The 17,478-nt window shown below is 71.7% G+C and carries 16 protein-coding genes and 1 pseudogene; 9 read left to right on the forward strand and 8 right to left on the reverse strand.

Annotation, left to right across the window (positions count from 1 at the left end; all coding sequences use genetic code 11):
- The first annotated feature begins 480 nt into the window (after positions 1–480).
- Both ACIBCT_RS38185 and ACIBCT_RS38190 read left to right on the forward strand, forming a co-directional pair.
- A complete protein-coding gene (locus ACIBCT_RS38185; protein WP_399196903.1) occupies positions 481–1,203 on the forward strand; it encodes a GntR family transcriptional regulator in 723 nt (240 codons plus the stop codon).
- 239 nt (positions 1,204–1,442) lie between these two features.
- Positions 1,443–2,162: a RadC family protein gene (locus ACIBCT_RS38190; protein ID WP_399196904.1), complete on the forward strand. Its 720-nt coding sequence runs from the start codon at positions 1,443–1,445 to the stop codon at positions 2,160–2,162.
- Between the two features lie 40 nt (positions 2,163–2,202).
- Here ACIBCT_RS38190 and ACIBCT_RS38195 read toward each other — a convergent pair whose 3' ends face one another.
- Entirely contained in the window at positions 2,203–2,796 is a 594-nt protein-coding gene (locus ACIBCT_RS38195; protein ID WP_399196905.1) for a pyridoxamine 5'-phosphate oxidase family protein, read from the reverse strand.
- Between the two features lie 243 nt (positions 2,797–3,039).
- On the opposite strand from ACIBCT_RS38195, the pseudogene ACIBCT_RS38200 reads away from it, so the two are divergent.
- Positions 3,040–3,327: pseudogene (locus ACIBCT_RS38200) on the forward strand (GNAT family N-acetyltransferase); the annotation flags it as partial.
- Between the two features lie 828 nt (positions 3,328–4,155).
- Here the strand turns inward: ACIBCT_RS38200 and ACIBCT_RS38205 are convergent.
- Positions 4,156–4,401, reverse strand: a complete 246-nt coding sequence (locus ACIBCT_RS38205; RefSeq protein WP_399196906.1) for a hypothetical protein — start codon at positions 4,399–4,401, stop codon at positions 4,156–4,158.
- A 188-nt stretch (positions 4,402–4,589) separates the two neighbouring features.
- Here ACIBCT_RS38205 and ACIBCT_RS38210 point away from each other — a divergent pair, with 188 nt between their 5' ends.
- Positions 4,590–5,081 carry a GntR family transcriptional regulator gene (locus ACIBCT_RS38210; RefSeq protein ID WP_399196907.1) on the forward strand — a complete coding sequence of 164 codons (492 nt, stop codon included), beginning with the start codon at positions 4,590–4,592 and terminating at the stop codon, positions 5,079–5,081.
- A gap of 681 nt (positions 5,082–5,762) precedes the next feature.
- Here the strand turns inward: ACIBCT_RS38210 and ACIBCT_RS38215 are convergent.
- The 3 genes from ACIBCT_RS38215 to ACIBCT_RS38225 all read right to left on the reverse strand — a co-directional run bounded on the left by ACIBCT_RS38215 (position 5,763) and on the right by ACIBCT_RS38225 (position 8,744).
- Entirely contained in the window at positions 5,763–6,239 is a 477-nt protein-coding gene (locus tag ACIBCT_RS38215) for a peroxiredoxin (RefSeq protein WP_399196908.1), read from the reverse strand.
- 213 nt (positions 6,240–6,452) lie between these two features.
- Positions 6,453–7,625 carry a serine hydrolase domain-containing protein gene (locus tag ACIBCT_RS38220; RefSeq protein WP_399196910.1) on the reverse strand — a complete coding sequence of 391 codons (1,173 nt, stop codon included), beginning with the start codon at positions 7,623–7,625 and terminating at the stop codon, positions 6,453–6,455.
- A gap of 123 nt (positions 7,626–7,748) precedes the next feature.
- On the reverse strand, positions 7,749–8,744 hold the full coding sequence (locus ACIBCT_RS38225; protein WP_399196911.1) for a DMT family transporter: 996 nt from the start codon (positions 8,742–8,744) through the stop codon (positions 7,749–7,751).
- Between ACIBCT_RS38225 and ACIBCT_RS38230 the strand changes: the two genes are divergently transcribed.
- Positions 8,743–10,152, forward strand: a complete 1,410-nt coding sequence (locus ACIBCT_RS38230) for a PLP-dependent aminotransferase family protein (RefSeq protein ID WP_399196913.1) — start codon at positions 8,743–8,745, stop codon at positions 10,150–10,152. The two genes, ACIBCT_RS38225 and ACIBCT_RS38230, sit on opposite strands and share 2 nt — an antisense overlap.
- Positions 10,153–10,473: 321 nt before the next feature.
- Here the strand turns inward: ACIBCT_RS38230 and ACIBCT_RS38235 are convergent, their stop codons facing one another.
- On the reverse strand, positions 10,474–10,773 hold the full coding sequence (locus ACIBCT_RS38235; protein WP_399196914.1) for a hypothetical protein: 300 nt from the start codon (positions 10,771–10,773) through the stop codon (positions 10,474–10,476).
- Between the two features lie 171 nt (positions 10,774–10,944).
- Here ACIBCT_RS38235 and ACIBCT_RS38240 point away from each other — a divergent pair, with 171 nt between their 5' ends.
- From ACIBCT_RS38240 to ACIBCT_RS38250, 3 genes are all read left to right on the forward strand, one after another.
- Complete coding sequence (locus ACIBCT_RS38240; protein WP_399196916.1) at positions 10,945–11,604, forward strand: CGNR zinc finger domain-containing protein; 660 nt, start codon at positions 10,945–10,947, stop codon at positions 11,602–11,604.
- A gap of 132 nt (positions 11,605–11,736) precedes the next feature.
- Positions 11,737–12,348, forward strand: a complete 612-nt coding sequence (locus ACIBCT_RS38245; protein ID WP_399196917.1) for a GNAT family N-acetyltransferase — start codon at positions 11,737–11,739, stop codon at positions 12,346–12,348.
- Positions 12,349–12,373: 25 nt separating this feature from the next.
- Positions 12,374–13,243, forward strand: coding sequence for a 1,4-dihydroxy-2-naphthoate polyprenyltransferase (locus ACIBCT_RS38250; protein WP_399196918.1), 870 nt, complete (start codon positions 12,374–12,376; stop codon positions 13,241–13,243).
- A gap of 57 nt (positions 13,244–13,300) precedes the next feature.
- On the opposite strand, the gene ACIBCT_RS38255 is transcribed toward ACIBCT_RS38250, so the two are convergent.
- Positions 13,301–13,807: a GNAT family N-acetyltransferase gene (locus ACIBCT_RS38255; RefSeq protein ID WP_399196919.1), complete on the reverse strand. Its 507-nt coding sequence runs from the start codon at positions 13,805–13,807 to the stop codon at positions 13,301–13,303.
- Positions 13,808–14,220: 413 nt separating this feature from the next.
- Between ACIBCT_RS38255 and ACIBCT_RS38260 the strand changes: the two genes are divergently transcribed.
- On the forward strand, positions 14,221–16,563 hold the full coding sequence (locus ACIBCT_RS38260) for a M20/M25/M40 family metallo-hydrolase (protein WP_399196920.1): 2,343 nt from the start codon (positions 14,221–14,223) through the stop codon (positions 16,561–16,563).
- Positions 16,564–16,605: 42 nt separating this feature from the next.
- On the opposite strand, the gene dapB is transcribed toward ACIBCT_RS38260, so the two are convergent.
- Positions 16,606–17,343: a 4-hydroxy-tetrahydrodipicolinate reductase gene (gene dapB, locus ACIBCT_RS38265; RefSeq protein WP_344905262.1), complete on the reverse strand. Its 738-nt coding sequence runs from the start codon at positions 17,341–17,343 to the stop codon at positions 16,606–16,608.
- Positions 17,344–17,478 lie beyond the last annotated feature (135 nt).

Raw genomic sequence — 17,478 nt, forward strand, 5'->3', positions numbered from 1 at the left:
GTTTCTTCTGCTGCGCTGGGGGGCCGCCGCGCCCGCCCCCCCGCGGGGGGGCGCGGGCCCCCCCCGCCCCCCCCCCCCCCCCCCCCCCCCCCCCCCCCCCCCCCCGCCACCGGGGGACGGGGCCGGACGAGGCCGATCGCCCTCACCGCGCACGCGGGCGTGGCGCCCGGAGTTTCATGCCTCATATGATAGCGGAGAGGTGTTTTGACCGTTTTCGCGGGCCCAACGATCCCGGGAACGGCCCCAGAATGCCCCCGGGACACGAGAAGAGGCCGCCGATATGTGCTCGGGGGTACACACATCGACGACCTCTACCGTTGAATCGGCGCTTCTTACGCGGGCGTTACACGGTCTCTGAGATATTTTTGGCCACTTCTGGGAGCCGGCCCGCAAAGTTGGGGTTCCAAATCGTTACCATTACCCTGCGTTGCGCCTTGAATACGACAGGATGGGACAACCCCAGAACCCAGGGATGGACACGTGGCAAGCTCCGATCCTGTCTACCTGCGCGTCGTCGCCGACATCCGGCGCCAGATCGTCGACGGCTCCCTTCCTCCCGGTGCCTCCGTCCCCTCCCGCGCCCAGCTGACCCGCAGATACGGCGTGGGAGAGACCGCCGCCCGGCACGCGCTGCGGGTGCTCGCCGCCGAGGGCCTGATCGTCGGCCGCGTCGGTTCGGGACACTACGTCCGGGAACGGCCGGTGCTGCTCCCGCTGCACCGCTGGCGTTTCCACGACCACCACACCCCCTTCGGCGCCGACATCCAGTCCCAGGGCACCCGGGCCACCTGGGACTGGCGGACCGAGCCGGCCGAGGCCACCCCCGACATCGCGCACCGCCTGCGGCTGGACGAGTCCGCGCCGATCGTCCGGACCCGCTACGTCTTCCGCGGTGACGGCAGGCCGATCCAGCTCGCCACCTCCTACGAGCCCGCCGAGTTCGCCGAGCCCGCCGAGGAGGTCCCGCGCGGCCTGGTCGCCCGCCTGTCCGCCCAGGGCGTCAAGATCACCGACATCGTCGAGCAGGTCTACACCCGCGTCCCGCAGCCCGCCGAGAGCGACGCCCTGGCCCTGCCGGCCGGGGTCCACGTCCTGCACGTCGAGCGCACCCACTGGGCCGGGGACCGCCCTGTGGAGACCAGCGACATCGTCATCCCGGGCGACCGCTTCCGCCTGGTCTACAGCCACCCCCTGCACCCCTGAGTCCCGGCCTCCAGGTGTCGTCCCCGCGGCCCTCGCACGATCCGGTCCTTCCCCCACCCTGAGCCCTGTCCCTCAGGGGTCGCTCCCGAGGCCCTCGCACGATCCGGGAGCCCTCCGCTCCTTCTGAGACCTCGCGTTCCGAGAGCCCCTCGTTCCCCCGGCAGACCCCGTGGCGGGCCCGGCCGGAATGTCGGCGCGCCCTGGTAGAACCGACCTGGTTTTCCGAGCCGGAGGTGCCGATGCGCGTCAAGGACATGCCCGCAGGTGACCAGCCCCGGGAGCGCCTCCTCGCCGGTGGCGCCACCGCGCTGGCCGACCGTGAGCTGCTCGCCCTGCTGATCGGCTCCGGCAGCCGTGGCACCAACGCCGTGGAGCTGGCCTCCCACCTGATCGCCCACTGCGGCGACCTGCACGGCCTGGCCCGCTCCGACGCCCACCGGCTGATGCGGGTCCCGGGCATCGGCCCCGCGAAGGCCGCCAGGGTCATCGCCGCCTTCCACCTGGTGCGGCAGGCACAGTCGGAGCCGGAACGCCGCCGCGTCACCTGCTCCGGAGACCTGGCCGCCGTGGTCGCCCCCCTGCTGCGCGGGCTCGGCCACGAGCGCGTGGTGGCCGTGGTCTGCGACCCGAGCGGCGCGGTGACCCGTACGGCGATCGTCAGCGAGGGGGGCAGCGACCACGCCCCCGCCCCGGTCCGGGAGATCATGAGCGTCGTCCTCACCTCCGGAGGCTCCTCCTTCGGCCTGGCGCACAACCACCCCAGCGGCTCCCTCGACCCCAGCCCGGCCGACCTGGCCGTCACCGACCGTCTCCGCGACGCCGCCGAGACCGTCGGCCTGCGCTTCCTCGACCACCTGATCGTCACCGACACCACCTGGCGCCGCGTCCCCTGCGACCCGTCCCCCGCGTCCTGTCCGGAGGACCCGGCCTCCGGATCACGTCGTACGCGCGGCGGGTGAGGCGGAGGCCGCGTCCGCCCTCCGCCTCACCCGCCCGGGGTCACGCGGTGCGCGGAAGCGGCGGCAGCGGCAGGGGCAGCCCCGGAAGACCGTCGATGCTGGTCGCGACGTGATCCTTCTTCTGGAAGTACTCGTCGAGCGACTCGTCGGTCTCACGCGCGAAGCGCGACGCGTGCAGCGGGCGGTCCTCGTCGTACGTCATGAACGGGACGGCGTACCCGCAGGTGTCGCGGATCTTCTCCGCGGTCACGACGATGATCGCGCGCAGGCCGTGCAGGGTCGGGTCGATGTCCGGGAAGTGGCTCATCAGCTCGGCCCAGCGCGCGTCGTCGCGGAAGACCGGCTCTCCCCGGCCGTGCACGCGCACGATGTTGGGAGGGCCGTCGAAGGCGCACCACATCAGGGTGATGCGGCCGTTCTCGCGCAGGTGGGCGATCGTCTCGGCGTTGCTGCCGGCGAAGTCGAGGTAGGCCACGGTGAGCTCGTCGAGCACGGCGAACGAGCCGTTCAGGCCCTTGGGCGAAAGGTTGACGGTGCCGTCGCCGTCCAGTGGCGCCGTCGCGGTGAAGAAGATGTGCTGCGCCTCGATGAAGGCACGCAGCCTGCCGTCTATCCGCTCATAACTCTTTCCCATGGGCCGATTATGACAGGGCGATGATCTCTCCCCCAGGGCGTGAGACAGGGATCACCCGACGGCGGGACGGGCCATCGTCCCAGATCACGATCGACTTCCCGGTGCGGACGCCGCCTCGTGCGCGCTCCGCGAGCCCTGACGGCCGCTCGCTTGTCGGTGCCCGTCCCTACCGTGTGCCGGACGTTGGTCTCCGCCTCGGGCCCTCCCGGTTAGAGGCCGGCCGCACGGTGAGAAGGGCACGGCGTGAGCGATCTCGTACTGCGCGACACGATCCAGGACGACCTCCAGGCGTTCTACCGGCACCAGCTGGATCCGGAGGCCAACCGGATGGCGGCGTTCACCGCGAAGGACCCCTCGGACCTGGACGCCTTCACCGCCCGCTGGAGGCGGATCCTCGACAACGACAGCGTCAACGAGACGATCCTGCTCGACGGTGAGGTCGTGGGTCACGTCCTGACGTACGGCCCGCCCGACGAGCTCGAGATCACCTACTGGATCGCCCCGGAGCACTGGGGACGCGGCATCGCGTCCAGGGGGTCACGGAGTTCCTCACCCGCCATCCGGCACGGCCGCTGTTCGCCCGGGTCGCGAAGGACAACCTGGGATCCCTGCGGGTCCTGCAGAAGTGCGGTTTCAGCGTCCACGGCGAGGACAGCGGGTTCTCCCCCTCCCGCGGGGAGACCGTCGAGGAGTTCCACCTCAAGCTCACCTCGTGACGGCCGCCCGTCATCCCGATCACGACGTACGCCCGAGCATCGGGAGCGGACGGGCTCCACCCGCGGGGGTTCTTCGCATGAGTGGGCTGCGAGGCGTTCCGCATGGACGGCCGAGCCGAACCAGGGCCGAAGTGGGTCGTACAGGGCGCACGAAGCCCGTACGGCTCGATTCATGGGCTGCGAGCAAGGGTTTTCCATGATCGGTTGGGATCGTTCCCATCCAATGAGAACGATCCCAACAGATCATGAGACTCCCTGCCCCCGAAACGAGAATTCGGACGAGGCGTTCGGGATTGATTACGAAAAATCAGGGCGAAAAGGATCTCTTCCCCGTTCCGAGGCCTGTTCGTTCGGTGATCGAAGGGTTTCGAAGCCCGGCACAAGGCCCCATCCGCACCCTCGACCCTTCCCCTCTGTTCCTGATGTGACCTCTTCGGGAGATACGGCGCGTTCTCCAGGAGAAAGAGCCCGGCAGGCGTGTGGGAAGGGAAGCCTGCCGGGCGTCGTTCGGCGGTTCCGCACCGATCCCCTCCGAACTGTGCGGAACCGCCGCCCGACCTTCCCGGATCGTCATGGCCCCTCAGGAAGGTCGGGAGCTCGGGTGTGCCGGTTGGAGGGCTCCCCTCCTACCGGCACACCGACGTCAGTGGGCGGCGCCCTCCAGGAGCCGAAGCCACAGATCCTGTGTTCGCCGGGCGATCGTCCAGGGCGACTCGTGCACGACCACTTCCCTTCTCGTCCGTTCCGTTCGCCGTACGAACATCAGCCCACCCGCCTGACAGAGCTCGTAGAAGACGGGCCGGCAGTCACAGGTGTGCTCCTTGATCCGCAACCGGCCGGCCCTGGGCCGCTCGGGCCGCCAGTCGACGAGCTGGTGCCTGTGCCGCAACGGCGCAACGTGGTGCCCGTGATGCCGTTCGACCAGCACTCCGATCACCGCTGACGCCCCCGTCTCCTACGTGCTCACCGGAGTGAGCATAAGTGAACTCGTCTCCTCCGGTCTACCAGCCCGTACATGTTCGTGCTGGTGAGCGTCTAGTTTGTAGGTGAACGTACCTATTGGTCTAGCATTTAGCCGTGCTCGATCGCGATGGCCCAATACCGGTCTACAAACAGATCGCCGATGTCATTCGAGAGCGAATCAACAACGGTGAAATCGTCCCCGGTGAGGCGATGCCCAGCGAGACCGAGCTCGGGGACGAGTATGGAATCGCCCGGACCACCGCCCGCCGGGTGGCCCGCGAGCTACGCGAACAAGGGCTGGTCTACACGGTTCAGGGCGAGGGCACCTTTGTCGGTGAACCGGACGTTCCGCGCGCTCCTCGCAAAACACCGCTTTATCAAGAGATCGCCCTTGAAGTCGCCAAACAAATCCGTGATGGAGAATTCCAGCCGAACAGGGCCATTCCCAGCGAGAAGATGCTCATGCAGCAGTACGGCGTGGCCAAGGTGACCATCCGCAATTCCGTCGCCTTCCTGCGGGAGCAAGGGTGGGTCTTCACCGTCCGCCATCGCGGTACGTACGTGTCACAACCCGAGAGATGGCCCGAGTCGCCGAAGAACGAATGAAGAGGGCCCACAGGCGGCAGATCCCGGAATCACCCTGCCTCGAGGCCTGAGATCTCCGCACATCGGTGCTCTCGGCCCGGCCACCCGTCACCGGCTCCCTGACGCCGTCCCACCCCTGCCGCTTCACCTTTTACGGCGGATGACCGTGACGAGCGGGGGGACGACGGAGGACGTCTCCCGTGCCGCTCCGGTCGATGGAGATCATGGCTATCGGCTTGCGCGTCCGCGCGAGGGCGAGCAGGTGAGGGTTTATCCACAGAACGACATTCGGCTCAAGGGCTCTTCCGCAGGAAACGCCATTCTTTGAGCATGCGAACCCCGTCCTGCCGAGATCTCCCTCCGTCGCTGAAGGCCCTACCTACGAGCGATATCGGACGGTCGTCCATCTCGACGGCCGGGTCGGGCACCTCCACCGTGACGCCTTTCGCGACATGCGCAGGGACGACGCCGCCGCGGAAAGAGACTGCGCCTCGCTGAGATACGGCTACGCCGACGTCACTCATCGTCCGTGCACGGTCGCCGTCCAGGTGTGCCGTGTCCTGATGGCACGAGGCTGGAGCGGACCCCCCGCTCCTTGCCGACCGGACTGCCCGGTTCTCGATCTGTTGCCCCAGCCATCGGCTCTCTGACAGAGATCCGACCGACCGAGGGAAGGGCGAACACGTGCGACTCGTCGTCCGATCACCGTTGAGGGCGGGAGCGGAGGACCTCCAGGGCCCGGTCGGCGTGGGACTGCATGGAGGTCTCGCTGTGGACGACCTCCAGGATGCGGTGGTCCACGTCGATGACGAAGGTCATCCGGCGGGTGAGGAAGGGGCCGACCGCGATGGTGCGGCGGGCTCCGAGCTGCCGGGCGACCGTGCCGTCCGGGTCGGAGAGCAGGGGAAAGCCCAGATCGTTGGTCCGGGCGAACCTCGCCTGCCGCTCGACCGTGTCGCGGCTGATGCCGATCCTGGTGGCGCCCACCTCCGCGAAGTCGGCCGCCATGTCACGGAAGTGGCAGCTCTCGGCCGTGCATCCGGAGGTCATCGCCGCCGGATAGAAGAAGAGCACCACCGGTCCCTTGGCGAGGAACTCGCTGAGCCGTCTCGGCGTGCCCGTCTCGTCGAGAAGCTCGAAGTCCTCGACCTTGTCTCCCACCGCGAGGCTCACGCCCACGACCCGTCTCCCTACGTCATCGGAGGGCTCCCGCCCCGCCACCGGGTCGTACCGGCCGGCGGGAGCGAGAGTCAGTGTTCCAACCTATTGTCCGGTGGCGGGGAGTCGAGCAACAGGGGCCCCCGGCCGACTCGCCGTGGAATGTCCGTTCCTCTGCTCCGAGAACGAGGAGAGGACCGTCCAAAGGCCCGGGGAGCGCGCGTCGTACCCCGCTCAGCCGCCCTGGCAGTGCACGCCGGAGGCGATGGAGAAGATCTCCTCCGTCGAGACCGGGCGGACGTGCGGGTTGACGGAGAGCGTCATCGCGCGCCCGTCGTCGGCGCGGAAGGAGAAGGTCAGGTAACCGATCAGCTCGCCGCTGTGCCCCCAGACCGTCCTGCCGCACGGCAGCGTGTACCGCTGCAGGCCCAGGCCGTACGCGAAACCGGCACCGGTGTCGACGGCGGTGCGCATCTGTTCCAGCATCGCCGCGCTGGTCAGCCTGCCGCCGAGGAGCGCGGTGAGGAACGTGTTGAGGTCGCCCGTCGTCGAGATCATCTCTCCGGCCGCCCAGTCCAGGGACGGGTTCATCCGGGTGGCGTCCACCACCTTGCCCGAGGGCAGCGCCTCGTAGCCGCGCGCGTGCGGCACCGGCAGGCCGGGCGCGTCACCGGGGACGGAGGTGCGGGTCAGCTTCAGCGGACGCAGGATGCGCCGCTCCACCTCCTTCCCGTACGGCCGGCCGGTCACCTTCTCGATCAGCATCCCGGCGACGACGTAATTGGTGTTGGAGTAGCGCCAGGAGCTCCCGGGCGTCGTGAAGTACGGCGGCTTGGCGAGGGCGACCGCGAGCAGCCGCCGGGGACCGTACGACCGGAACCGGTCCGCTCCCCGCCACCGGTTGGTGGAGAGGCCCTCCTCGCTCATGTAGTCGTACAGGCCGCTGGTGTGGTTGAGCAGGTGCCGGATCGTGATCGCGTCGCCGTTCGGCACGAGGCCCGGCAGGTGACGCTGTACCGGGTCGTCGAGCCTCAGTCGGCCCTCGTCGGCCAGTTGCAGGATCACGGTCGCGACGAAGGTCTTGGTGACGCTGCCGATGCGGAAGTGGCCGTTGGCGGTGGCGGGGCGCCTCGTCCTCAGGTCGCGGACCCCGGCGGCGCTCGTCCGGGTACGGGTGCCGTCGTCCACCCGCAGCAGCGCGGCCGTCGCCGCCTTCGTGGCGACCATGCGCCGCAGCGGGTCCTCCTCGGTGACGGCCGTGCGCCGCGGGTCCTCTTCGGACGTGACCGTGTGCCGTGGCAGGCCCTCACCGTCGGCGAAGGCCGGGGACACCGGGAGTACGGACAGCAGGGAGAGCAGGGTGAGCAGGACGGCCGCCGTGAGCGGCGCACGTCGATGAAGGATCATGGGAAGACGCTATGGACGGGACGCCTCCCGTCCCATGGGGCGGGCCGCCCGTCCGGCCGCGGGGCTCCGCAGCAGGTACCTGAGGAAAACCCCAGGGGCGTCCTTTCGACGACGGCCCGGCGCTCAGGTGCGCGTCCGCTGGGTCAGCGCGACGCACGCCAGTACGGCCAGGGCCGCCACGACCGTGGCGAGGCCGAACCGCTCGTCGAGCAGGAGCCAGGCCCACAGCAGGGTCAGCAGCGGCTGGGCGAGCTGGGTCTGCCCGGCGCGGGCGATCCCGCCCATGGCCAGCCCGGCGTACCAGGGGATGAAACCGAGGAACATCGAGATCAGGCCCGCGTACGCCAGCCCGGTCAGCGAGGCGGCGTCGGGCCGCATCTCGGTGGTCAGCGCCAGCACCGCGGTGATCGGCACGGTCAGCGGGGCGGCGACGACGAGGGCGCGGGAGACCACCTGCCAGCCGGGGGTCTCCCGGGCCAGGCGCCCGCCCTCGGTGTAGCCGGCCGCGGCCGAGAGCAGCGCGCCGACGAGCAGGACGTCGGCCCAGCTGACGTGCCCCCCGCCCATGCTGAGGGTGAAGACCGTGATCGCGGCGGCGCCCAGGCCGCAGGAGACCCAGAACAGCGCCCTGGGCCGCTCTCCGGCGCGCAGCACGGCGCACGCGGCGGTGGCGGCGGGCAGCAGGCCTATCACCACGGCGGCGTGCGAGGTGGAGGCCCCGGCGTCGAGCGCCACCCCGCTGAAGATCGGGAAGCCGAACACCACGCCGCCCGCGATGACCACGTAGGACCGGAGCTGCGACCTGGGCGGCAGCAGCGGCACCCGGGCCACGAGCAGGAACGCGACCGCCGCGACCAGGGCGATGACGGCTCGGCCGATGGCCACCAGGTAGGGGTCGAAGCCCTCCATCGCGAAGACCGTGGCCGGGAACGACCCCGAGAACGAGAGCACCCCGAGCCCGGCCAGCACGGTCCCGCGCCGGGCCGTCCCCGGCCGCACCCCGCCCCGGCCCGGCGTGCCGGGTGACGTCGCACCACCGCCGGCGGCACCGGCACCGACACCGGGGTCCTTGTCGACCGCTACTGGATCCGGAACGATAGCGCTACTCTTATCCCTCATGAATGACGATAGCAGTATCGTCCGACTGGCCGCCATGCTCCGCGAGGAGGTCGGGCGCCTGCGTCCCGGCGACCGGCTGCCGTCGAGCCGCGAGCTGGTCCGGCTGCACGGGGTGAGCCCGGTGACCGTGTCACGGGCGATCGGCAGGCTCGCCGCGGAGGGACGGGTGGTCACCCGGCCCGGCAGCGGGGCCTATGTCGCGCCGGCCGTCACACCTGCCGTCGCGCGCGGTGACGACGGTGCCGACATGTCGTGGCAGACGGTGGCCCTCGGCGACCGGGTGGTGGACGACAGCGCGGTCGCGTCCCTGCTCACCCCGCCCCCCGAAGGGGTCGTCCCGCTCACCGGCGGCTATCTCAACCCGGCCCTGCGTCCGTCCAGAGCCCTGTCGGCCGCCGCCTCGCGGGCGCTCCGGCGCCCCGACGTCTGGGCGATGCCCCCGCAGGCCGGGCTGCCCGAGCTGCGCAGGTGGTTCGCCCAGGAGGTGGGCGGCGACGTCACCCCGTCCGACGTCCTCGTCGTCAGCGGCGGGCAGGCCGCGCTCACCCACGCCTTCCGCGCCCTGGCCGCCCCGAACACCCCGATCCTGGTGGAGACGCCCACCTACCCGGGCGCGCGGGCCGCGGCACGGGCCGCCGGGCTGCGGGCGACGGCCGTCCCCATGGACCGCGACGGGGTCCGGCCCGACCTGCTCGCCGAGGCGTTCGCGGTGACCGGCGCGCGGGTCTTCTTCTGCCAGCCGACCCTGCACAACCCCACCGGCGCGACGCTGTCCCTGGAGCGGCGTGAGCAGGTGCTGGCGATCGCCCGCGCGGCCGGCGCGTTCGTGATCGAGGACGACTACGCCCGCTACTTCGCCTCACCGTCCGCGCCGCCGCCGATGGTCGCGCTGGACGCCCACGGCACGGTGGTGCACGTCAACTCGCTGACCAAGCCGCTCTCGCCCAGCATGCGGGTCGCCGGGGTCGTGGCCCGCGGGCCCGCGGCCCACCGGTTGAGGGCGAACCAGCTGGTGGAGTCGTTCTTCGTGGCCAGGCTCCTCCAGGAGACGGCCCTGGAGTTCGTCAGCTCGCCCGCCTGGCGGCGTCACCTGTCCACCCTGGAGACCGAGCTGACGCTGCGCAGGAACACGGTCGTCGCGGCCCTGGCCGCCAGGATGCCCGAGGCCGAACTCCACCTGGTCCCCCGTGGCGGCCTGCACCTGTGGTTGCGGCTCCCCGCCGACCGGGACGAGGACGCTCTGGTGGAGACGGCCAGGAGGGCGGGCGTCCTGGTGGGCCCCGGACGCGTCCACTACCCGGCCGAGCCCCCCGGGCCGCGCATCAGGATCACCCATTCCGCTCCGGTGCACACGGCCGAGCTGGTCGAGGGCGTCCGCAGGCTGGCGACCGCCCTGAACGGATCCTGACCGCTCACGACGGACCTCGAACGAGCCGCGGACGGGCCGCAGAAGGACCGAACAGGCCGCGGACGGGCCGCGAACGCGACACCGACGCACCAGGGACGAACCGCGAACGCGACACCCACGGGCCGCGGATGACACCCGGACGGCCCGGGGATCCCGATGCCCGCCCCCGAAGGCATCGGGATCCCCGGGGACGCGCCTTCCGAAACGCCCCCAAGGAACGACCCGAAGGAACCCACGAAGGAACCCCCGATGGAACGGCCTGCGAGGAATCCCCATGAGGAACGCCCCGGCAATGGGACCGAAGGCTCACAGGGAAACGGCTCAGGATGCGGCGAAGACCTCGTGGTGGGTGACGACGAGCTCGCGCTCCACCAGGAAGCGGTCGTCCTCGTCGTAGAAGACGGCACGCGACGGGTCCTCACCGGCGAAGGCGCGGATCGCCTCCCAGGACTCCCAGAGCGAGGTCAGCAGGAACTCGCTCCTGTCCCCCACGTCGCGGCGGGTGAAGCACACCCCGCGGTTGCCCGCGGTCGAGGTGTACCCCACGTAACCGGTGGCCAGCAGGTACTTCTCATAGGCGGCGGCGTCCTCGGCGCGCGTCCAGCCCCTCCACGCCCTCATGATCATTTTTTCTCCTCCGGTACGACTCCTGCCTGCGGCTCTCCCTGAAGGCGACATAGGCCAGGTACCACACGCGGAACTCCCATCACGAAACCATCCATCACGTTATGACGGTGTCGCCGCGAGCACAACCCCCTAATGGCGTACAGTGGTTGTGAAGAGGTGAGCGACATGGACAATCCCTCCGGCCTGGTGATCGACTTCGTGAACACGTACGACGTCGAGACGGGCACCGAGTCGATCCCCTCCCCGGACGCCCTCACCGCCTGGCTCGGCCGGCGCGGCCTGATCGGGCCCGGGGACGCGGCCGGCGGAACGGATCTGGCGCGGGCCGTCGAGCTCCGCGAGAGCCTGCGCGAGGCGCTCCGCCGCAACCACGACCGCCCCTCGGCCCGGGACCGTCCCCCCGCCACCGCCACCGGCACCGACGCGGGCACCGCCACCGGCACCGCCACCGGCACCGGCGCGGGAGAGACCCGTGCCGGAACCGGTCACGACGAGGAGAACGGCCCGCCCCCCGGGCTCTCCCGGGCGTTCGCCGGGCTCCCGCTCCAGGTCGTGCTCGGCCCGGCCGGGCCGGTGCTCGAACCGGTCGACACCGGCGTGCCCGGGGGACTCGCCCGGATCGTCGCCGCCGTGATGGACACCCACGCCGCCGGCATGTGGCCGCGCCTGAAGGTCTGCACCGAGAGCACCTGCCAGTGGGCGTTCGTCGACTCCTCCAAGAACCGTTCCCGGTCATGGTGTTCCATGAAGGTCTGCGGCAACCGCACGAAGACACGGGCATATCGGGCTCGTCAGCAGACGGAGCCGGGTTCACGTCATCTCTGAGTCGGATTCCCCGATACGGTGTAAGAGCCTGCCTCACGGATCCACCCGCCTGATGCCCGCTCGCGTGGCACGAGATCTGCGAGACAGCGCGTTCCGAGGCGACGGCAGACGGCAGATAAGGAGCGGGCCGAGATGGCAGACGTAGGCGTGCGGGCGGCTCGGCACGAGGATGTCGCCGCGGTGACGGGCACCCAGATCCGCGCCTGGAAGTACGGCTACCGGGAGTTCCTTCCCGAAGGACCGCTGGAGCAGATGACGAGCCCGGCGGCCGAGAACATGTGGCGGCAGCAGTGGGAGGACGCGATCACCTCCCCGCCCAGCTCCCGGCACCGCGTGCTGGTGGCCGTGGAGCAGGTCGTCCTGGACACCGACGCCTTTCCCGCCCTCGGCCCCGGCGGCATCGAGGCCATGGCGGCGATGCGGGGCGCCGAGAAGGTCGCGGGCCTGGCCTCGCACGCCCCCGCCGAGGATCCCGACCTCGACCCGACCGTCGCCGGTGAGATGCTCACCTTCCTGATCGACCCCGACCACGTCCGGCGCGGGCACGGCAGCCGGTTGCTCAACGCCACGGTCGACTACCTGCGTGACGACGGCTACCACACCATCGTGACCTGGGTCTTCGCCGACAACCACGCGGTCCTGGGGTTCCTGGAGTCCGCCGGGTGGGGCGCCGACGGTGCGGAGCGGGTCATCGACATGGGCCGTACGGTGCGGATGATCCGCCTGGCGACCGACATCAGCTAGAACCGGAGAGGAACGCCGTACCCCCATGGCCACCCCGAGCCAGTGGATCGCCGGAGCACGCCCGCGCACCCTTCCCGCCGCCGTCGTCCCGGTCGCCGTCGGCACCGGGGTCGCCGTCGGGTACGACGGCGGGGTGTGGTGGCGGGCACTGGTGGCCCTGTTCGTGGCGCTGGCCCTGCAGGTGGGCGTCAACTACGCCAACGACCACAGCGACGGGGTACGCGGCACCGACGCCGAACGGGTCGGCCCGATGCGGCTGGTCGGCTCGGGCGCGGCGTCTCCCCGGCAGGTCCTGGTCGCGGCGCTGCTCTGCTTCCTGGCCGCCGCGGTGGCCGGGCTGGCGCTGGTCGTGGCGACCGGCGCGTGGTGGCTGCTGCTGGTCGGCGCCGCCTCGATCGCCGCCGCCTGGTTCTACACCGGCGGCTCGCGCCCGTACGGGTACCGCGCGCTCGGCGAGATCTCGGTGTTCGTGTTCTTCGGGCTGGTGGCCGTGGCGGGCACCACCTACGTGCAGCTCGAACGCCTGCCCTGGCTCGCGGTGGCCGCGGCCGTCCCGGCGGGCCTGCTGGCCTGCGCGATGCTGGTGGTCAACAACCTGCGCGACCTGGTGACCGACGGCCCGGTGGGCAAGCGCACCATGGCCGTGGTCCTCGGCGACCGGCGCACCCGCGTCCTGTACACCCTCTGCCTGGTGCTGCCCCTGGTGATCGCGGTCGCCCTGGTGCCGTGGCGGCCGTTCGCCGCGCTGGCCCTGCTCGCCGCGCCGCTCGCCCTCGCCCCGGTGCGGGCCGTCCGCGCGGGCGCGGTCGGACCGGCGCTCATCACGACGCTCCAGCAGACCGGCCGCTTCCAGCTCGTGTACGGCCTGCTGCTGACCGTCGGACTGGCCCTCTGAGAGGCCGGGGAGCTCCCCGGCCGCGCGCCTGACGGCCCGGCGCGGGAGGCGGCCGTCTCACACCGTGCGGCGCATCACCACGCGGGGGGCGACCTCGATTCCCAGCTCCCGCTCGTGGCGTACCAGCTCCGACAGCTCCGGCCCCCAGCGCCCGGCGTCCAGCACCGAGAAGCCGCGCCGGGCGTACCAGGGGGCGTTCCAGGGCACGTCGCGGTAGGTCGTCAGCGTCACCGCGGTGTGGCCGGTCGCCGCGGCGTGGGCGCACAGGGCCTCCACCAGGCGTCCCCCGGCTCCCCTGCGCCCGTGGTCGGGGTGGACGGCCAGCTGGTCCAGGTGGACCTGGCCGTCGACCGTCCCGAACAGGGCGAACCCGATCGGGGGCTCACCCGCGACGAGCACCCGGGAGGGGTCGCCGGCCCCCTCGATCATCGTGCTCCCGGGCGGGAAGGTGATCCCGACCCGGGCGAAGAGGCCGTCGGCCGCGAGCTCCACCGCGACCAGCCCGGCCAGCTCCTCCCGCCGCGCCCAGCGGACCTCGGACGTCGAGGGTCGAGTGCCTGTCATGAGCCGAAGGATAACCCCGCGTACCGGCCGGATCCCACGGGTTTCCGGGCACGCGGCGCGGCGCGGGGCTCATCGGGATCCGCACGGGTCGTCCGGGGACGCACGGCGCGGCGCAGGTCTCGCCGGGCCCCTCCGGGACGGGCATGATGAAGGGACCCGGAAGCACCGCGTACCCCCGAACGCCACGCCGCCCCCTCCGCGGCCCCGGTCCGACGACCTGGCCGAGGCCTTTCCCTCCTTCCGTCCGGTTCCTCCGGTGAAGGTCCCTTTCCCGCGGACGAAGATCACCTCAGATCGTGATTCACAGGCATATGAAGATCTTTTGCGGCAATTCATGTGAGGCCCCTCCTTGTAGTCCTCTCCGGCGCCGCCGGCAATGAGGTGCGGGATGTGAGAGCACGGGAGCAACGGCGATGACGACGATCGGAAAGAGAACCCCGCCCGCGGAAGAGGACGTCCCCGCCTTAGCGGGCCGTCGGTCCCTGGTCACCGGGCTCGTGGCCCTGGGAGTGCTGCTCCTGGTCTCCGCCTGGACGGTCGTGGACCTCAACCCCTCGTCGGTGAGCCCGCCCGACGCCCCGGCGCGGACCTTCAGCGCCCAGCGGGCCTTCTCCCACATCGAGCGCTTCGCGACCAGGCCGCACCCGGTCGGCACCCCCGAGCACGCGCGGGTGCGCGACTACCTCGTCGGCGAGCTACGGCGGATGGGCCTGCAACCCCAGGTGCACGAGGCCACGGGCCTGGCACCGCGGACGCTGGAGACGCCGTCCGTCATCGCCGGCCGCGTCTTCAACATCGTGGCGGTCGTCCCCGGCACCGCCCCCACCGGGCGGGTCTTCGTGACGGCGCACTACGACTCGGTCCCGCAGGGACCGGGCGCCAACGACGACGGATCCGGTACGGCGAGCGCGCTGGAGGCGGCCCGCGCGCTGATCGCCGGCGGGACCCGGCCGCGCAACGACGTCGTGCTCCTCATCACCGACGCCGAGGAGGTCGGGCTCCTGGGCGCGGAGGCGTTCGTCGCCGGGCACCCGCTCGCCAAGGGCCGGAGCGTGGTGATCAACAACGAGGCGCGCGGGGCGAAGGGCCCCGTCCTGATGTTCCGGACCACCAGGCCCAACTCCGGCCTCATCTCGATCTTCGGATCGGTGGCCCCCCACCCGGTGGCCGACTCGGCCTTCGCCGAGCTCATGGAGATCCTGCCGAACGACACCGACTTCACCGCCTTCAAACCGGCCGGGATGTCGGTGTTCGACTCCGCCTACGCCAACGAGGGCACCTACTACCACAGCGTCCTCGACGACCCGGCCCACGTCGACCTGCCGACGCTGCAGCAGATGGGGGACAACACGCTGGCGCTCGTGCGGGCGTTCGGCCAGGCCGACCTGACGCGGCTGGAGACCGGGCAGGAGCTGGTCTACTTCAACGTCCCCCCCGACGTCCTGGTCCGCTACCCGGCCTGGGCGGCGTCCGTGGTGGGCGGCCTCGCCCTCGTGGCGACGACGGCGCTGGTCCTGCTGGCCCGCCGCCGGGGCGTGACCACGCTGCGCAGGACGCTCCTGGCGTCCGTGTCGGCCCTGGTGCCGCTCGCGCTCGGCGTGGGCGCGGGCATCGGGTTCTGGGACGCGCTCGTGACGGTCCGGCCGGAGCTCGGCGGGACCACCACCACGACGCCGTACCGTCCCGAGGCGTTCTGGGTCGCCGTGTTCGCGATCGCGGCCACGGTCCTGCTGGCCTGGTACGTGCCGCTCCGCCGCCGGCTCGGCCCCTCCGCGCTCGCGCTGGGCATGCTGGTCTGGCCCGCCCTGCTGGGCGCCGCCCTGGGCGTGCTGTCGCCGGGATCGTCGCACGTGATGACCTGGCCCGTCCTGGGGGCCGCGCTGGGCGCGCTGACCGCCCTGTACCTTCCCCCGCGGTGGCGCGTCGTGGCCCTGACCGCCGGTCTGCTCCCGGCCGCGCTCATCCTGGCGCCGGGCGCGTGGGCCGCCCTGCCGATGGGACTGTCGTACGCGGGCTACGCCGTCATGCCGCAGGCGATCCTGTTCGGCGGTCTCGTCCTGCCGCTGGTCGAGATGATCTGGCCGCGCCGGCGTGCCCCGCTGGTCCCTCTGGCGGCGCTGGTCGTCTCGGTCGCCCTGGTGGGCGTGGGCCTGCAGCTCGAGAAGGTCGACAAGGACCACCCGAGGAAGACCGCCCTGGGGTACGGGCTGGACGCCGACACCGGCAAGGCCGTCTGGGTGACCTCCACCTCACCCGACCGGTGGGCCCGCCGGTACGGTGGCGTGGCCTCGGGCGCGCGGCCGTTCCCCGAGGTGTGGGAGACACCCGAACTCATCGCCCCCGCGAAGGCCGCCCCGCTGCCGGCCCCTTCGCTGAAGGTGATCGAGGACACGACCGGGGCGGGGGTGCGGACCGTGCGCGTGCTGATCCGCTCCGAGCGCGGGGCCGGCCTGATCGGGTTGCGCGTGGCCGGTGACACGGCGACGCCGCGCTCGCTGACCGTGGCGGGCCGTACCGTGCCGGAGGGCACCTCGAAGGACCTGGGGGCGGGCTTCGTCTTCCACGCGCCCGGACCGCAGGGCGTCGAGGCGTCCCTGACCTTCGCCACCGAGGAGGGGCCGATCCGGCTGCGGGTCACGGACGTCAGCTCGCTCCCCGGGGACATGGCCGGGCTTCCCGGGTACGTCCCGCCGCCACAGGAGCTGTTCCTCGGCGACTCCAGGATCGCCGTCGCCAAGACCCACACCGTCCCCTGAGCGTGCGGGTCCCACCCCGGGGCGGGGACCCCGCGCGGGTCCCTACAGGTCGAGGAGGTGCTCCAGGCCGACGGTGAGGCCGGGGAGCTCGCGGACCCGGCGCACGCCCAGGAGCACGCCCGGGGTGAACGACGAGCGGTTCATGGTGTCGTGGCGGATGGTGAGGATCTCGCCGTCGCCTCCCAGGATCACCTCCTGGTGGGCGATGAGCCCGGCCAGCCGCACCGCGTGCACGCGGACCCCGTCCACGTCGGCGCCGCGGGCCCCGTCCAACTCGGTGCTGGTCGCGTCGGGCATCGGCGCCGAACCGGCCTTGCGCCGGGCCTCGGCGACCAGTTCGGCCGTGCGGCGGGCGGTGCCGGAGGGCGCGTCGGCCTTGTTCGGGTGGTGCAGCTCGACGATCTCCGCGGACTCGAAGTAGCGGGCGGCCTGCTGGGCGAAGTGCATCATGAGCACGGCCGCGATACCGAAGTTCGGGGCGATCAGCGCGTTGACCCCGGGGTGGGCGTCCAGCCAGCCCCGCACGGTCGCCAGCCGGCCGGCGTCGAAGCCGGTGGTGCCGACCACCGGGTGGACGCCGTGCGAGATGCACCATTCGAGGTTGTCCATGACGACGTCGGGGTGGGTGAAGTCGACCACCACCTCGGCGCCCTCCAGGCGCTCGATCGGGTCGCCCTGGTCGACGGCCGCGACCAGCTCCAGATCGCCCGCCGCCTCGACGGCCTTGCACACTTCGACACCGACGCGCCCGCGGGCGCCGAGAACTCCGACCCTGATCACCGGGCCAATATACCGAAGGGCCCCGGACGGGGACGGCCCGCGGCGCGGACGAGCGCGACGGCACCCGGCAGGCCCCGGACGACGGACGGCCCCGGACGACGGACGGCCCCGGACGACGGACGGCCCCGGCGCGGG

The sequence above is a fragment of the Streptosporangium sp. NPDC050855 genome (assembly GCF_044456585.1).
Taxonomy (GTDB): Bacteria; Actinomycetota; Actinomycetes; order Streptosporangiales; family Streptosporangiaceae; genus Streptosporangium; species Streptosporangium longisporum.

Bases quoted from the DNA above. Each gene is read 5' to 3' on its own strand.
- ACIBCT_RS38190 (WP_399196904.1), top strand. From the start codon at position 1,443: ATGCGCGTCAAGGACATGCCCGCAGGTGACCAGCCCCGGGAGCGCCTC.
- ACIBCT_RS38195 (WP_399196905.1), bottom strand. From the start codon at position 2,796: ATGGGAAAGAGTTATGAGCGGATAGACGGCAGGCTGCGTGCCTTCATC.
- ACIBCT_RS38220 (WP_399196910.1), bottom strand. From the start codon at position 7,625: ATGATCCTTCATCGACGTGCGCCGCTCACGGCGGCCGTCCTGCTCACC.
- ACIBCT_RS38230 (WP_399196913.1), top strand. From the start codon at position 8,743: ATGAATGACGATAGCAGTATCGTCCGACTGGCCGCCATGCTCCGCGAG.
- ACIBCT_RS38225 (WP_399196911.1), bottom strand. From the start codon at position 8,744: ATGAGGGATAAGAGTAGCGCTATCGTTCCGGATCCAGTAGCGGTCGAC.
- ACIBCT_RS38235 (WP_399196914.1), bottom strand. From the start codon at position 10,773: ATGAGGGCGTGGAGGGGCTGGACGCGCGCCGAGGACGCCGCCGCCTAT.
- ACIBCT_RS38240 (WP_399196916.1), top strand. From the start codon at position 10,945: ATGGACAATCCCTCCGGCCTGGTGATCGACTTCGTGAACACGTACGAC.
- ACIBCT_RS38245 (WP_399196917.1), top strand. From the start codon at position 11,737: ATGGCAGACGTAGGCGTGCGGGCGGCTCGGCACGAGGATGTCGCCGCG.
- ACIBCT_RS38250 (WP_399196918.1), top strand. From the start codon at position 12,374: ATGGCCACCCCGAGCCAGTGGATCGCCGGAGCACGCCCGCGCACCCTT.
- ACIBCT_RS38255 (WP_399196919.1), bottom strand. From the start codon at position 13,807: ATGACAGGCACTCGACCCTCGACGTCCGAGGTCCGCTGGGCGCGGCGG.
- ACIBCT_RS38260 (WP_399196920.1), top strand. From the start codon at position 14,221: ATGACGACGATCGGAAAGAGAACCCCGCCCGCGGAAGAGGACGTCCCC.